14 protein-coding genes are annotated in these 15,722 nt (G+C 40.3%); all 14 read right to left on the bottom strand.

What is annotated here, in order from left to right; translation table 11 throughout:
* Nucleotides 1-21: 21 nt before the first annotated feature.
* On the bottom strand, nucleotides 22-852 hold the full coding sequence (gene lgt / locus HPC67_RS12900) for a prolipoprotein diacylglyceryl transferase (RefSeq protein ID WP_217588565.1): 831 nt from the start codon (nucleotides 850-852) through the stop codon (nucleotides 22-24).
* 4 nt (nucleotides 853-856) lie between these two features.
* On the bottom strand, nucleotides 857-1,798 hold the full coding sequence (gene hprK / locus HPC67_RS12895; RefSeq protein ID WP_217588561.1) for an HPr(Ser) kinase/phosphatase: 942 nt from the start codon (nucleotides 1,796-1,798) through the stop codon (nucleotides 857-859).
* A 189-nt stretch (nucleotides 1,799-1,987) separates the two neighbouring features.
* Nucleotides 1,988-2,341 (bottom strand): phage holin family protein, encoded by a 354-nt coding sequence (locus HPC67_RS12890; protein WP_217588559.1) that lies wholly within the window; start codon nucleotides 2,339-2,341, stop codon nucleotides 1,988-1,990.
* Nucleotides 2,341-2,538: a PspC domain-containing protein gene (locus HPC67_RS12885; RefSeq protein WP_217588558.1), complete on the bottom strand. Its 198-nt coding sequence runs from the start codon at nucleotides 2,536-2,538 to the stop codon at nucleotides 2,341-2,343. Before HPC67_RS12885 ends, HPC67_RS12890 begins: the two co-directional genes overlap by 1 nt.
* Before the next feature lie 68 nt (nucleotides 2,539-2,606).
* Complete coding sequence (gene bshB2, locus HPC67_RS12880; protein WP_217588552.1) at nucleotides 2,607-3,281, bottom strand: bacillithiol biosynthesis deacetylase BshB2; 675 nt, start codon at nucleotides 3,279-3,281, stop codon at nucleotides 2,607-2,609.
* Nucleotides 3,282-3,355: 74 nt separating this feature from the next.
* Entirely contained in the window at nucleotides 3,356-3,709 is a 354-nt protein-coding gene (locus tag HPC67_RS12875) for a YojF family protein (RefSeq protein WP_217588551.1), read from the bottom strand.
* 157 nt (nucleotides 3,710-3,866) lie between these two features.
* The gene (gene uvrA, locus HPC67_RS12870) at nucleotides 3,867-6,740 is read right to left on the bottom strand and encodes an excinuclease ABC subunit UvrA (RefSeq protein ID WP_217588549.1); all 2,874 of its coding nucleotides are present in this window, start codon (nucleotides 6,738-6,740) and stop codon (nucleotides 3,867-3,869) included.
* A gap of 7 nt (nucleotides 6,741-6,747) precedes the next feature.
* Complete coding sequence (gene uvrB / locus HPC67_RS12865) at nucleotides 6,748-8,730, bottom strand: excinuclease ABC subunit UvrB (RefSeq protein WP_217588547.1); 1,983 nt, start codon at nucleotides 8,728-8,730, stop codon at nucleotides 6,748-6,750.
* Between the two features lie 595 nt (nucleotides 8,731-9,325).
* Nucleotides 9,326-10,507, bottom strand: a complete 1,182-nt coding sequence (locus HPC67_RS12860) for a PDZ domain-containing protein (RefSeq protein WP_343327845.1) — start codon at nucleotides 10,505-10,507, stop codon at nucleotides 9,326-9,328.
* Nucleotides 10,508-10,653: 146 nt separating this feature from the next.
* On the bottom strand, nucleotides 10,654-12,114 hold the full coding sequence (locus HPC67_RS12855; RefSeq protein WP_217588545.1) for a S41 family peptidase: 1,461 nt from the start codon (nucleotides 12,112-12,114) through the stop codon (nucleotides 10,654-10,656).
* Nucleotides 12,115-12,307: 193 nt separating this feature from the next.
* Nucleotides 12,308-13,201: a permease-like cell division protein FtsX gene (gene ftsX, locus HPC67_RS12850; protein WP_217588543.1), complete on the bottom strand. Its 894-nt coding sequence runs from the start codon at nucleotides 13,199-13,201 to the stop codon at nucleotides 12,308-12,310.
* Complete coding sequence (gene ftsE, locus HPC67_RS12845; protein ID WP_217588542.1) at nucleotides 13,191-13,877, bottom strand: cell division ATP-binding protein FtsE; 687 nt, start codon at nucleotides 13,875-13,877, stop codon at nucleotides 13,191-13,193. Before ftsE ends, ftsX begins: the two co-directional genes overlap by 11 nt.
* Before the next feature lie 225 nt (nucleotides 13,878-14,102).
* Nucleotides 14,103-14,414: a cytochrome c551 gene (gene cccB, locus HPC67_RS12840; protein ID WP_217588540.1), complete on the bottom strand. Its 312-nt coding sequence runs from the start codon at nucleotides 14,412-14,414 to the stop codon at nucleotides 14,103-14,105.
* A 189-nt stretch (nucleotides 14,415-14,603) separates the two neighbouring features.
* Nucleotides 14,604-15,705 (bottom strand): peptide chain release factor 2 gene (gene prfB / locus HPC67_RS12835; RefSeq protein ID WP_217588539.1). Its coding sequence is split into 2 segments (ribosomal slippage): nucleotides 14,604-15,632 and nucleotides 15,634-15,705, totalling 1,101 coding nucleotides; the frame shifts between segments, so codons are not numbered across the junction.
* Between the last annotated feature and the right edge of the window lie 17 nt (nucleotides 15,706-15,722).

Raw genomic sequence — 15,722 nt, 5'->3', positions numbered from 1 at the left:
TCCCTCTTTTCCACCCCTACATTAGCTTCTCCGTTTGCCATCGTAATGGCGGTCAGCCATGCCAGTTTTACGACGATAAATCATAATTGCAATTGCTACAGCAATAATCACAATAGAGATAAGCTGTGCTTGACGAATTTCTCCAAAGACGTATAAGCTATCTGTTCGCATGCCTTCTATGAAGTAGCGACCGACTGAGTACGTCATTAAGTAGCTTAAGAACACTTCACCTCGTAAAGGATTCTTGCGGCGAAGCCATAATAAAAGCGCGAAAACGAGCAAATTCCAAACCGATTCATAGAGAAACGTTGGATGATACATCGTTCCACCAATACACATTTGATTCATTATAAAATCAGGTAAATATTGATGAAAGCTGTTATATGCCGCTTCCGACAGAGGACCACCATGGGCTTCCTGATTCATAAAATTACCCCAGCGCCCAATCGCTTGTCCTAAAATAAGGCTTGGCGCAGCAATATCGGCAATTTGCCAGAATGATAATTTTTTCACTCGAACAAATATAATAGCAACAATTACTGATCCTATTAAAGCACCATGGATGGCGAGGCCACCTTCCCATATTGCAAAAACACTCCACCAAGGACCATCAGCATATTGATCCCATTCAAAAATAACATAATACATTCGGGCAAATAAAATTGCAAATGGAATCGCAAATACGACTAAATCGACCATCGTATCCTTTTCAAGCCCGAGACGATTTGCCTCCCGCGTTGCTAAAAACAAGCCAAGAAAAGCACCCGTTGCAATAATAACCCCATACCAATAAATCGGCAGTGATCCAATTTCTATAAATACGCGATCTATTCCCGGAGCATCACACGCCATACCATCACTCCTTATCTATATCTTCTTTTTGTTGCTCAATCATTGCGGTTAACCGTTCAGAGAATTCTTCTGCAGCGTTAACGCCCATGCGTTTCAAACGGAAATTCATGGCAGCCACTTCGATAATGACAGCAAGATTTCGTCCAGGTCGAACAGGTATCGTTGCTCTCGGCAAGCATACGTCCATTATTTTCATCGTATCATCGTCAATTCCAAGGCGATCATACTGTTTCTTTTCGTCCCATAATTCCAAGTTAATGATTAAGGAAATTTTCTTATAGTTACGGACCGATCCAGCCCCAAATAACGTCATTACATTAATAATACCAAGCCCTCTTATTTCGAGTAAATGCTCAATTAACTCCGGAGCATTACCAACAAGCGTATCATATTCTTCTTGTCGAATCTCAACACTGTCATCGGCAACGAGTCTATGTCCACGTTTCACCAGTTCAAGCGCGGTTTCACTTTTACCAACGCCACTTTGACCAGTAATTAAAACGCCAACACCGTAAATATCAACTAAAACACCGTGTAAAGCCGTCGATGGAGCAAATTTGGCTTCCAAATAATTGGTTAGGCGACTAATGACTCGAGTTGTCTTTCGAGGCGATTGTAAAATTGGGACACCTGCATCATCAGCAGCTTCTTTTAAAATATCAGGGATGTCCATGCCTCTTGAAATCACAATTCCCGGTGTAATATCAGTACAAAGGCGATTGGCACGGTCATATTTTTCTTCTTCAGTTAAATCAAGAAAATATGCCATTTCTGTTTTTCCAATTAATTGAACACGTTCTGCTGGATAAAACTTGAAATACCCAGTCATTTCAATTCCTGGACGATGAATATCACTCGTAATGATTTCTCTATGTATGCCATCTTTTCCGGCGATCAGTTCAAGCGTGAAGTTTTTCAGCAGATCTTCTGTACGTACCTTGTCCATCATGAGCCTCCCAATATATGAGTTTTGTCAGCTGTCGAACGCCATCTAGAACGAACAACAACGAGGTCTTGAGGTCAATCACAATCACATTTATTGTAGCATAAAAACATCGTGGGAACGATTGAACAGATAAAAAAAATAAGAATCCGCAAGCCGTGTAAGCTTGCGAATTACAAGTATTGCTGTTTATTACTTAGCATCTTTTACGAGCTTGTTAAGTATTAAATTCAACACAGAAATAATGACGGCTGCCAATACAGCTGTGCCAAAATGATCAATGACGAATTCTTCCTTTATGACCATTTGCGTAAACCAAAGCGTTGTCGCATTAATGACGAATAGAAAAAGCCCGAGACTAATAAATGTAATCGGCAAAGTAAACATGATGAGAATCGGCTTTACGATCGTATTAAATAACCCTAACACGACGCTTGCAAGGATGGCCCATCCAAAGCTTTCAATGATAAACCCGTCCAATAGCTGCGCGGCAACAACGAGCGCTACAGCATTCAGTAAAATGGAAATCACCCATTTTAGGAACATCACTGCACCTCCGACTCATTCGGTATGACTAAGATGGCGACTAAGTATACAAAAAACAAGGTAAATGCACTAAACAGCATACCTGCTACGAAAATGAGCCTAATTAAAGTCGCATCGATTTTAAAATAATCTTCAAGGCCACCACATATGCCTGCGATCATGCGCTTTGACTCTGAGCGATACAATCGTTTCGTCATACTCCCACTCCTTTTAAATTCGTTGTTTTAAACCTGTGTAAATTTTTCCAATACGCTTTATCCGCTGATCAAGCTTTGTTAAAGTCCCAAATGTAATATTGCTCTCGGCCTAGACGTTTCTGCGCGGCTTTTTTCTCATCGGCAGAAGGACCTTCATAACTTTTAAATCTCTCCAGCATACCCCCAGCTTGAGATGCATGGGCAAGAACGGCTTCCATTTTTTTATCAAACCATGGGAGTACGTCAAAGGTTACGTCTGGTTCTCCGAGTACATCTACTCTATTATTTGCAATTGCATGTGTCCAAACTGTCGGACGCTCTGCTTCATCAATCATCCGAATTGCTTCAATCGCAGCTGCTCCCATCGCATTATGATCTGGATGGACAGCATAGCCTGGATAATGGGTTATGACAAGGCTAGGCTTGATATCCTCGATATATTGTTTAATGTGTTGGGCCACTTCTTGACGGTCTTCGTATTCCATCGTTTTATCGCGATAGCCAAGCATATGCAAGTCGATATCGAGTACGTTACATGCATCGATTAACTCTTGTTTACGAATTTGCGGCAATGTTTCTCTGTTCGCAAAAGTTGGCTTACCCATATTACGGCCCATTTCCCCAAGCGTTCCACATAAATAGGTTACAGGAACACCTTCTTCACGAAATTTTGCGATCGTTCCTGCTGTTCCAAATGACTCATCGTCTGGATGAGGAAATATAACAACGACATGTGATTCCATAAAAGTCACCTTTCTCTCTTTATATCGCTTTAAAGCAAACATCTGTATTTATTGTTTAGTATAAGCTTGTATGATTAATAGTCAAAAGGGGTTTCACTAATTTGTAATGCGACCATTAAACGGCCTTCACGATCATGACCTGCCATGAGCAATTGATTGCCATTATGCATCGTCCAATCTGTTAAGCCTTCAGCGTAAATCCAACCTTTATCCATTTTCAATCCAACTCTGTATGAATGACCATCTCCGACAATTTTAGCTTGGTTAAAAGCAATCGATGCATTACGCACATAAGCCCCTACATTGTAGGAACTCTTATCAAAATGACTGGCATAAGCACCATTTGTCGTTTCTATATGAATATACACATCTCTGTTTACAAATGAATCTAATTTTTCTTGAACACGTTCAATCTGAATTGGTTCCATTTCGTTTCCCTCCTAGTTCTCCTTTACATTACCGAAATGACTGGAATGCGTCAAAAATTAAGTATTGAACTTAACACATAATCGATAAAACTCTCAAAAAATGAAAATGAGCTATTCCATATTAATCGAGGAATAGCCCTAATCAGTCGTCGTTTTATTAAACGCCTGCCTTTTCTTTCTCGCTCCAAGCTTCTTCTGTACGTTTTTTGTCACGGTCAAGTATCGGGGCCAAATATTTACCTGTATAAGATACATCACTGGTGGCCAAATGCTCTGGAGAACCTGTGGCAATAATTTGTCCGCCACGGTCGCCTCCTTCTGGTCCGAGATCAATAATGTGATCAGCGACCTTTATGACATCGAGATTGTGCTCAATGATAAGAACGGTATCACCATTATTTACAATACGTTGAAGCACATCCATTAATCGTTTAATGTCATCGGTATGAAGCCCTGTCGTTGGCTCATCCAAAATATAAAACGATTTGCCATTGGAGCGTTTGTGAAGTTCACTCGCTAGCTTCACACGTTGCGCCTCTCCTCCTGATAATGTTGTCGCTGGCTGCCCAAGCTTGATATAGCCTAAACCTACATCATCTATCGTTTGGAGCTTACGTTTAATTTTAGGAATGTTGGCAAAGAAGTCTAACGCTTCCTCTATTCTCATTTCCAATACGTCGGATATGTTTTTACCTTTATATTTAACTTCAAGCGTTTCTCTATTATAGCGTTTCCCCTCGCACACTTCACAAGGCACGTACACGTCAGGTAGAAAATGCATTTCAATTTTTATAATGCCATCCCCACGACATGCTTCACAGCGTCCACCTTTGACGTTAAAGCTGAAGCGGCCTTTTTTATAACCACGAACTTTCGCTTCATTTGTTTGGGCAAAGACATCTCGAACGTCATCAAACACACTCGTGTATGTCGCCGGATTTGATCGTGGTGTCCGCCCAATTGGTGACTGGTCAATGTCGATAACCTTTTCAATATGCTCAATACCGTCAATTGATTGATGCGCACCAGGCTTGATTTTCGCGTTATTCAGCTTTTTGGCAAGTGCTTTGTACAACACTTCATTTACGAGCGTACTTTTACCCGAGCCTGATACACCTGTTACGACGTTCAACAAACCGATTGGGATACGGACATCAACCTGCTTTAAGTTGTTTTCTGATGCACCATTGATGTCTATATATTTTCCGTTTCCTTCTCGTCGAGAACTTGGCAGTGGAATGAATTTCTGTCCAGATAAATATTGTCCGGTCAGTGATTTTTTATGCTTCATTACCTTTGCAGGTGATCCTTCAGCAACAATTTGACCACCATGCTCTCCAGCACCTGGTCCGATATCAATAAGCCAATCTGCCGCAAGCATCGTGTCTTCATCATGTTCAACAACAATAAGTGTGTTATCAAGATCACGCATCTGCTTTAAGGTGTTAATTAACCGATCGTTATCCCGTTGATGTAAACCGATTGATGGCTCATCAAGTACATATAAAACACCTGTCAAGGCTGACCCAATCTGCGTCGCCAGTCGAATACGTTGTGCTTCTCCACCTGAAAGCGTCCCAGCCGCACGAGATAGTGTTAAATAGTCGAGCCCAACGTTGTTCAAAAATTCTAAGCGTGCAGATATTTCTTTTAGGATTAAACGGGCAATTTGAGTTTCCTTCTCTGTTAATGTTAAGCCTTCAAAAAACGCTTTTACTTCCATAATCGAATAATCGGTTACGTGACTAATATGTTGTCCACCAATTAAAACAGCAAGTGCTTCATTTTTAAGTCTATACCCTTCACAAGTCGGGCAATTTTTTTGAGCCATATATTTTTCAAGGTTTTCCCGAATAAAGTCAGAAGACGTCTCACGATAGCGCCGAGACAAATTGTTTAACACACCTTCAAATTGCACGTGACTGTCTCGTGTTTGTCCAAAATCATTCGTATAAATAAAGCGAATTTTGTCCTTTCCGCTTCCGTATAATACTTTATCGAGCAGCTTTTTAGGAATATCCTTCACAGGGATATCCATATCAATGCCATAATGATTGCATACACTTTTTAAAAGCTGCGGATAATATTGTGAGCTAATAGGTTGCCACGGTACGATAGCATTGTCATTGAGAGACAAGTTCCAATCTGGGATAACTAAATCAAGATCAACCTCCAGATTCGTTCCGAGTCCGTCACAGGTTGGACATGCACCATACGGGCTATTAAAAGAGAAAAGACGCGGTTCAAGTTCTCCAATAGAAAACCCACATACCGGACAAGCGTGATGTTCATTAAACATCAATTCTTCTTCACCAATGACGTCAACGATTATCTTCCCTTCTCCAAGAGGAAGGGCTGTTTCAATAGAGTCGCTCAAACGGCCTTCTACACCTTTTTTAACGATAATCCGATCAACGACAACTTCTATCGAATGTTTTTTATTTTTATCAAGCTGAATATCTTCCGTCACTTCACGCATTTCACCATCTACACGTATGCGAACATAGCCTTCTTGCTTCAGTTTTTCAAACGTCTTTTCATGCTCACCCTTACGGCCAGAAACGACAGGTGCCAATATTTGTAATTTTGTTCGTTCAGGGTAATCCATAATACGATCAACCATTTGCTGTACGGTCTGAGATGTGATTTCAATCCCATGTATCGGGCATGTTGGACGACCAATGCGCGCATAAAGAAGGCGTAAATAATCGTAAATCTCAGTAACCGTACCAACAGTTGAGCGTGGATTACGACTCGTCGTTTTTTGATCAATCGAAATGGCAGGTGCAAGTCCCTCGATTGCATCAACATCAGGCTTATCCATTTGTCCAAGGAATTGTCTCGCATAGGCCGAGAGACTTTCAACATAACGCCGCTGTCCTTCAGCATAAATCGTATCAAACGCAAGTGACGATTTTCCAGATCCTGATAAACCTGTCACAACAACAAGCTTATGCTTAGGTATCTTCACATCAATATTTTTTAAGTTGTGTGCCCGGGCACCTTGGATTTGAATATATTTACTTGTCATGTACAGGTCACCCTTCCGCTTTAAGTTCAAAAATGACGTCGCGTAGCTCAGCTGCCTTCTCAAAATCAAGTGCTTTTGCAGCTTCCTTCATTTCTTTTTCCATCTGTTCAATCACTTGGGCTTTGTCTTTCTTATCTAATTTTGATAAGCTGGCAGCTTTATCCGTGTAGCCTTCTTGTTCTTCGGCTGCCATTGTTGCACGAATAACGTCTCTCACATCTTTTTTAATTGTTTTTGGCGTAATTCCGTGTGCCTTATTATAGGCCTGTTGCTTCTCTCGACGGCGATTCGTCTCATCCATTGCAACTTGCATTGAATGGGTTATTTTATCAGCGTACATAATAACGCGGCCATTTTCATTTCGAGCGGCACGTCCCATCGTTTGAATAAGAGAGCGTTCCGATCTGAGGAAGCCTTCTTTATCCGCATCAAGTATCGCTACAAGAGATACTTCAGGTATATCAAGTCCTTCACGAAGTAGATTGATGCCAATGAGCACATCATACTTTCCAACACGAAGATCTCGGATAATTTCGATGCGTTCTAGCGTCTTAATTTCCGAATGAAGGTAAGCAACTTTAATACCAATCTCCTTCAAATAATCGGTTAAGTCCTCTGACATTTTTTTCGTTAATGTCGTTACGAGAACACGTTCATTTTTTTCCGCACGAATATTAATCTCACCGATTAAGTTATCAATTTGCCCATCAATAGGACGAACCTCTATTTCCGGATCAAGCAATCCGGTAGGACGAATAATTTGCTCTGTCATATATGGTGTATGTTCCAGCTCATATGGACCAGGTGTCGCTGATACGTATACAAGCTGATGCGTATTTGTTTCAAATTCATCAAATTTAAGTGGCCGATTGTCTAAGGCTGACGGCAGTCTAAATCCATGATCAACAAGGACTTGCTTTCGAGCTCTGTCTCCATTGTACATGCCTCGAATTTGTGGGAGCGTCACATGCGACTCATCAATAACAACGAGAAAGTCGTCTGGAAAATAGTCCAGAAGCGTATAAGGCGTTGCACCCGCTTCTCGGAAAGTCAAATGACGTGAATAGTTCTCAATACCAGAGCAAAAGCCCATTTCATTCATCATTTCCAAATCATATTTTGTCCGTTGTTCGAGCCTTTGAGCTTCTAAAAGCTTGTTATCGTCCCTTAATTCCTTTAGACGTTCTTCAAGCTCTTTCTCAATATTGATAATCGCTTTTTTGAGCTTTTCTTCACGGGTCACAAAGTGAGAAGCAGGGAAAATCGCAACATGCTCACGGTCACCGATAATTTCACCTGTCAATGCATCAACTTCCCGAATTCTGTCAATTTCATCGCCGAAAAATTCAATACGCATACAATGCTCTTCATGGGATGCAGGAATAATTTCAACCGAGTCACCCCTAACCCGAAATGTGCCACGCTGAAAATCAATATCATTTCTCGCATACTGTATATCAACAAGATTGCGCAACAGTTCATCACGATCTTTTTCCATACCCATACGAAGGGACAACACTTGGCTTCCGTATTCTTCTGGAGAACCGAGACCATAAATACATGAAACACTTGCAACGATCAGAACGTCCTCTCTTTCAAACAGAGATGATGTAGCAGAGTGACGAAGCTTATCAATTTCATCATTAATGCTTGCATCCTTTTCAATGAACGTATCCGTCGATGGTACATAAGCCTCTGGTTGATAATAATCGTAATAGCTGACAAAATATTCAACAGCATTATTCGGAAAAAATTCTTTGAATTCGCTGTATAACTGACCGGCAAGCGTTTTATTATGAGCAATAACCAACGTCGGTCGATTAATTTCCTTGACGACATTAGAAACGGTAAATGTTTTTCCCGTGCCGGTTGCCCCTAACAAGGTCTGGTGCCGTTGACCAGCAAGAATGTTATCTACTAATTCTTTAATTGCTTTTGGCTGATCGCCTTGCGGTTCGTAAGGCGACACCAGTTCAAACGTATGATCCACAATGCAAGCCTCCTACTCAATTTCATGTCGCATTAACGGACAATTTAACCATTTACACTTATTTCCGACAAACTGTCCGGCTGAATCCATTTCTAAATCATCCGAATAAAAGAACCTTCTATTCTTTTGTGTAACACATACTCATCCGTTCAATCAAAAAATCGGCACGCTAGCCGATATTATTTCGTAACATTTATGATTATATCATAAACAGAACAGGCATTCGACTTTTTTGGTGTTTTAAACTTACTGTAACCACGTCAACATGTCGACCACCCATACTGATCATAAATATAACGTAACCTTGAAACCTTATCATAACTCCGATCTACTCTCCCCTTCATTTATGTATGCATGGTCTTATAAGCGCCTATCCTTCCCATCTTTTAACATCAATTATAATGTGTTATGAAGCATAAAATATGTATAAGATATTCTTTCGACTTTTTTGACGTAAGAATTAAATGACATAATGCGCTCTCCGATTGATGAGGATTTCCAACGGCGTTAAGTCGAATGTACATGTAACAAAAAAGGATCAACATCCGACCAGGTCGCGTCGATGTTGATTCCCTTTTTTAAGAAATTTTTCTTTTTAATGTCGAAAAGGTGGTTTTACAAATACAATTCCGAGTTCATGATGCTCACCTTCATAAAAGGCGCTTTGTACGAAGCGTATTTCCCCTCTCGTATCAATGAGCTCTAGTTTAAAAAATGCACCGCTATATTGTAACGCTTCATAAAACGTCTGAATGGAATCAACTTGCTTTCCATTTACTTTTTTGATCGTATCACCTGCCATGATATCGAGACGTGCAGCAGGTGATTCTGGGATGATCTCTAGAACAGCCAATCCTTGATCACGCTCAGGAAAATACGGGCGTTTTTGGGATTCAGTGATGCGATAACGATAATTGATCAGCTCTTTTCCTAGAATGGCGACCCCAATGGCAATTGTCGCTAACCAGCCAACATAAATACTACCGACTGCGAAGAATAAGACGATTAAGCCATGTAATATCGTTGAACGAGATAAGCGTTCGGCAGCTTTTTGCGGCAGCGTTCCTTTAGCGATATGGTCAAAACCAATGACAAATGGGAACAAGATTAGTCCATACGTTTCTCCATTTATCGCTACGTAAGGCCAATAATCAGCAAAAGGCTCTAACGTTCCTGTAGGTATAAGCGTAAAGAAAGGAATTACAGCCAACTTACTAAGATGATGACGACCAATCCATTTACCACGACGCGTTAAATAGAGATCAGGATATGTATGGGCGTTTTTCGTCTGTTTCAGCAAGAAACCCTCCACAATAAGAAACAGGCCAACTAAGAGCGACAATCCTACGAAATTCGTTTCCGCAAACAAAGACTGTTTAAAGAAAGACTGACGTTCTATAACAAGAGGTAAGAATAAGAGCAATAAATATGCAATACCTACAGAATAGCTTGGAGACAAAAGTGTCAAACGAAATGTACAACTGAGTAAGATGAAGACAATACTTAATAAGAACAGCGTTTGATATGAAAATACAACGCCTCCACCGATGAACACAATTGAAATGAAAGTACCTGCAAGTAAAGATGTCCCCAACGTATAAGATAATTCATCGCCAACACCGAAAATTTTCGTTCCAAAAGTGCGCCGACTACGACGAATCCTTTTATATCCTACGACAAAAACCAATATAATGAACCAATATAATAGCGGGTTTAAAAATAACCGGCCTACACCTTTAGCCAGTTCAATGCCCCATTCTTCCAACACGATATTCACCTACTCCCTCGAATGCCTTGTCATCATTTTAGTCCGACTAACCGAAATGATTTACTTAATATGTATAAGGAGAATTCCGCACGCCTCGCCTGCGGAATTCTCGAGCTCAAGTCCAATCATGCTAAACAAAGACATTCATACTACCTTTAATATAAGACATTTAATGCCTCTTCAAGCTGGCGGTCGTCATCCCCACTTCGAACTTTTTGAATCATTTTTTCTGCAAGACGACCAGCTGTATCCTTATCAACCTGCCCAGAGCTGGTGAGCTTTTCATCTGCTTGAAACGCCTTTACTGCAGCTTCTGTTTCCTGGTTAAAATAGCCATCTTTCCGACCTGGATTATACCCAAGGCCTTCGAGCATCAATTGGATGTTCTTAATCTTTTCACCTGTTTGGTCATACTGTAGCGGTTCTTCAACATCTATAGGGCTCGTGTAATAGTACTCAGGCTGATCAACCTCTATTGTCGGTTCAACACCAACCTCGTTAATCCACTTGCCATTTGGCGATAACCACTTATAAAATGTCAGCTTAATGGCACTGCCATCCTCGTCAATCGGAATTGCCTTTTGGACAGTCCCTTTACCATAGCTCGTTTTACCGATAACATCATAGCCCGCTTCCTTCATCGCAACTGCGAGAATTTCAGATGCGGAGGCACTGCCTTCATCTATCAAAACATTAATCGGATAATCTTTTTTACCTTCAATACTGGAGTAAAACTTATCCTTCGTTCCATCTGGATTCTCAATTTGAATATAAGGCATATCACTCGGGATAAAGTGTCCTAAAATATCTTCAACAACTTCAAGTATGCCGCCCGGGTTGCCTCTTACATCGATTACGAGACCGTTCATTCCATCTTCTTCAAGCTGATTAAGGTGCGTCGTAAACTCCTCAGCTGTATGTTCCGAGAATGAAGCGATTTCAATGATACCAGTCTTTTTACCATCAGCTGTCTTCATGTCCGAATAAACGGTTTCAACTGGAATCTCATCTCTAACAATCGTTACATCAAATGACTCAGATATGCCTGTTCGTTGAATTTCTAAAACGACTTCCGAACCTTTTTCTCCACGAATCTTTTCAACAGCTTCATTAAGGTCGAGTCCTGCAATACTCTCACCATCAACACTCAACACTTTATCATTCGGCCGTAAGCCTGCAGCTTCTGCTGGTGAATCCTTAATAGGTGATACGATCGTAACGACGCCATTCGTTAAGCTTACTTCTGCTCCGATTCCTTCAAAAGAAGACTCAATTTGCTCATTAAAGGACTTCATCGTCTCAGCATCCATGTAAGATGTAAAAGGATCTTCAAGCACTTGAAGCATGCCTTGAATTGCGCCTTCGATTAACTTCTGATCCTCAACGTCCTCAATAAAGTGTTCTTTAATCAAAGCATACGTCTGAGTAACCTTACTCAGTTTATCCGGCTGTACAGTATCTGGGCGATCCGCATTCGATTGGTTATTGGTCGCTCCCTCTTCTTGTTCAATCGGTTGATCTGTCTGAGCCAGCTTACTGCCTACATAAGCCCCAGAAAGCCCAAGGACAAATGCGAGCATTAGTATCAACACAATGTGTAGCTTTTTCATTTTCATAAAGTCACCTCTATCATATGTATCACGTGCTCATCCCCAACAATCAAAACACAATCGTTCGTTGTTAATACATTATACGTGAAAAGCACGTATTTTAGAAATCATAAAGACATCACAAACCATTATGTGATGTCTTTAATCGTAGATGTTATTCGTCTTTTCTGCAAATCATGTTTCGCACTTAAGTGCGCCCTTATACATTCAAGAATTTACGGACACTCATAACACTGCCCCAAATCCCGATTAATGCGCCTATAGCAAGTACCAATAGCGATAATTGCCACGCAAACGGATTGAACGGTAAAATATCGAAGAACTCATAAGTGATGCGATCAACCACATTGGCGTCAATATAATAATAGATACCAAGCACACTCATGATAGGTATAATTGCCCCTAGTATACCGAGAAACATCCCTTCAATAAAGAAAGGCCAGCGAATGAAGTTATTTGTCGCACCGACAAGCTTCATAATACCAATTTCACGACTTCGGGCCATGATCGTTATTTTGATCGTATTAGATATTAGAAAAATGGCTGTTAAAATCAGACCGCCTATAAGAACGAGCCCAATTGTTCGTGCGTATTTATTAAATTGAAATAGATTTTTAATGACATCTTGTCCATAATTTACTTTATAAACATTGGCCATTTCTTCTATTTTTTTGGCAAGTGGTTCTGTGTCACCGGGGTTAGCCGGCTGTACAATATACGTATGTCTTAATGGGTTATCTTGATCAATGAGACCCCATGAATCGCCTTCATCACCCATACTATCCATAAATTTCTTTAATTCTTCATCGTTTGATGAAAAGATAACCGACTCAACACCATCGAGCTTTTCGATATCTTCACCTAGTGCCTTTATGTCCTCTGAATCAGCCGTCAAATCAATAAGCGCATTAATAACAACATCCGCTTCTACTTTTTTAGCCATCTGGTTTAAATTCAGCATAATTATGAGAAATGCACTTACAAGAACGAGTGTAACCGTCACAGCACCTATTGATGCAATCGACATCCACCCGTTTCGGAATATGTTTTTAATGCCTTCTCGAAAATGACGTTTCAGCGTTCTAAACTTCATAACCGTATTCACCTCGATGCTCATCACGCACAATGACGCCGTTTTCTATTGCAATGACGCGTTTTTTTATTTTGTTAACAATTTCTTTACTATGTGTAGCCATAATGATAGTCGTTCCTTTATCATTAATTTCTTCTAACGTTCTCATAATTTCCCATGATGTATCTGGGTCCAAATTCCCAGTCGGCTCATCAGCAATCACCAGTTTTGGATGATTGACAATGGCTCTAGCAATTGACACACGTTGTTGTTCACCACCTGATAATTCATCAGGAATAAACCGTGCTTTGTTTTTCAATCCAACTAAATCTAAGACATCCATCACACGTCTTCTTATATTTCGTGGTGTTTCTTCAATAACTTCCAAAGCAAATGCAATATTTTCATAGACTGTCAATCTAGGAAGTAGTTTGAAATCCTGAAAGACAACACCGATATCTCTGCGTAAGTAAGGAATTTCCTTTTCTTGCAGTGTTTGTAAGTCCTTTTCATTAATTATGATTTTTCCAGAAGTTGGCTTTTCTTGTCGATACATCAATTTAATAAATGTTGATTTACCAGCCCCACTTGGACCAACAATATAAACAAATTCACCTTGTTTAATATCAACGCTTATACCATTAAGCGCTGTGACACCATTTGCGTATTTCTTATATATGTCATCCATTAAAATCATTGTCAACTCACCTTTTAAATAAGTAATTTTTCATTGGTCATTGTTATCAGAATGCTCTTCCAAAAAACAGAGATAATGACCTTTTACTCATTATAACATTTTTCGGCAATGATTTTGGGCGTAAAATTATTACATTTACATTTCAGTCTAATACACATAACAATCTTAAAATTTCTAACAAAAAAACTGCCCGCATATTAAATGTGGACAGTTTTTAGTTATTGCTTATTTTTTATTCGCTAACCAGCTTGCAAGCGTATCTGCTTCCTCATCTGTGACACCTTTTATAGGCTGCATTGAACCTTTCCCGTTTTGAATGATATCAATAATATCATCCTTAGAATACTTGGAACCAATTGACGTTAGGTCAGGTCCCATGCCGCCGCCAAGGTCACCACCATGACAAGATGCACAATTGCTTTTGTAAATGCTGTCTGCTTCACTAACTTCTCCACCGCTACTGTTATCATTTCCGCCGCCACAAGCTCCGAGGGTCAGAACTATACCAAGTAACAACGCTATTAACCATTTCTTCAAATTGATACATCCCCCTATCTAATGTTGTAAAATATATGTCTTCTTAAGTATAACCGAATACGGCATTTTTTAAATGGTTATGCAATGACGTTACCAATATCATTACAGTAGATATCTTACATAAATGCATATGCCGCCTGCACTAGAAGAAATGTGTCAATTTGTTGACATTTAATGGAAGTTGAGCTGTTAATTTATTTGTGAACGCAAATACGCATCGATAAATGGTTCAAGGTCACCGTCCATGACGCCCTGCGCGTTACCCGCTTCTACATTTGTCCGATGATCCTTTACCATCGTATAAGGATGAAATACGTAGGAGCGAATTTGACTGCCCCAGCCAATCTCTTTTTGTTCACCACGTATGTCTGCGAGTTCTTGCTGCTGCTTTTCAAGCTCTACTTGATACAGCTTTGCCTTCAGCATTTTCATCGCTGTTTCTCGGTTTTTAATTTGCGACCGTTCTGATTGACACGTAACGATAATATTTGTCGGGATATGGGTCAAACGAACTGCTGAATCGGTTTTGTTAACGTGCTGTCCACCAGCACCGCTCGCTCTGTACGTATCTATTTTGATATCTTCATTCTTAATGTCGACGTCCACATCATCTGTTATTTCTGGGAGCACATCACAGGATACAAACGATGTATGCCGTCTGCCTGATGAGTCAAAAGGAGAAATACGTACGAGACGATGAACACCCTTTTCTGCCTTTAAATAACCGTAAGCGTTGTGACCTTTTATTAATAAGGTCACACTTTTTACGCCCGCTTCATCGCCAGCAAGATAATCCAACGTTTCGACTTGGAAGTTTTTCTGTTCCGCCCATCTCTGGTACATTCTTAATAGCATGCTCGCCCAGTCCTGAGACTCTGTGCCACCTGCACCTGGATGCAATTCCAAAATAGCATTGTTGGCATCATATGGATCACTTAATAGCATCTGTAGTTCAAATTCACTGACAGCCTTCATTAAAGCTTGCGTTTCTTTATCCAACTCTTCAAACAGTTCTTCATCATTTTCTTCTTTGACAAGCTCATGCGATACTTCTAAATCTTCAAGCTGCTGAGCAATCTCTTCAAAGGCACCAACATATGATTTCAAACCGTTCACTTCATTAATCACCTTTTGCGCACTTGCCTGGTCATCCCAAAAACCTGGTGCTGTCATGTCGAGCTCTAATTCCTCAATGCGTTGCTTTTTTGTATCGAGGTCAAAGAGACCCCCTAAAGTCCGCAATGCGTTTTTCCATCTGATCTAATTCCTGTCTAATTTCTGTCATATCCATCTCATTCACCTCGAAAA

This window comes from Lentibacillus saliphilus, from assembly GCF_019093865.1.
GTDB classification, from domain to species: domain Bacteria; phylum Bacillota; class Bacilli; order Bacillales; family Amphibacillaceae; genus Lentibacillus_B; species Lentibacillus_B saliphilus.
Note: the sequence above shows the minus strand (reverse complement) of the source record. Positions and strands in the feature narration are given on the sequence as shown.

Excerpts from the sequence above, each read along its gene's own strand:
- lgt (WP_217588565.1), bottom strand. The coding sequence starts at position 852 with ATGGCGTGTGATGCTCCGGGAATAGATCGCGTATTTATAGAAATTGGA.
- hprK (WP_217588561.1), bottom strand. The coding sequence starts at position 1,798 with ATGGACAAGGTACGTACAGAAGATCTGCTGAAAAACTTCACGCTTGAA.
- HPC67_RS12890 (WP_217588559.1), bottom strand. The coding sequence starts at position 2,341 with ATGTTCCTAAAATGGGTGATTTCCATTTTACTGAATGCTGTAGCGCTC.
- HPC67_RS12885 (WP_217588558.1), bottom strand. The coding sequence starts at position 2,538 with ATGACGAAACGATTGTATCGCTCAGAGTCAAAGCGCATGATCGCAGGC.
- bshB2 (WP_217588552.1), bottom strand. The coding sequence starts at position 3,281 with ATGGAATCACATGTCGTTGTTATATTTCCTCATCCAGACGATGAGTCA.
- HPC67_RS12875 (WP_217588551.1), bottom strand. The coding sequence starts at position 3,709 with ATGGAACCAATTCAGATTGAACGTGTTCAAGAAAAATTAGATTCATTT.
- uvrA (WP_217588549.1), bottom strand. The coding sequence starts at position 6,740 with ATGACAAGTAAATATATTCAAATCCAAGGTGCCCGGGCACACAACTTA.
- HPC67_RS12855 (WP_217588545.1), bottom strand. The coding sequence starts at position 12,114 with ATGAAAATGAAAAAGCTACACATTGTGTTGATACTAATGCTCGCATTT.
- ftsX (WP_217588543.1), bottom strand. The coding sequence starts at position 13,201 with ATGAAGTTTAGAACGCTGAAACGTCATTTTCGAGAAGGCATTAAAAAC.
- ftsE (WP_217588542.1), bottom strand. The coding sequence starts at position 13,877 with ATGATTTTAATGGATGACATATATAAGAAATACGCAAATGGTGTCACA.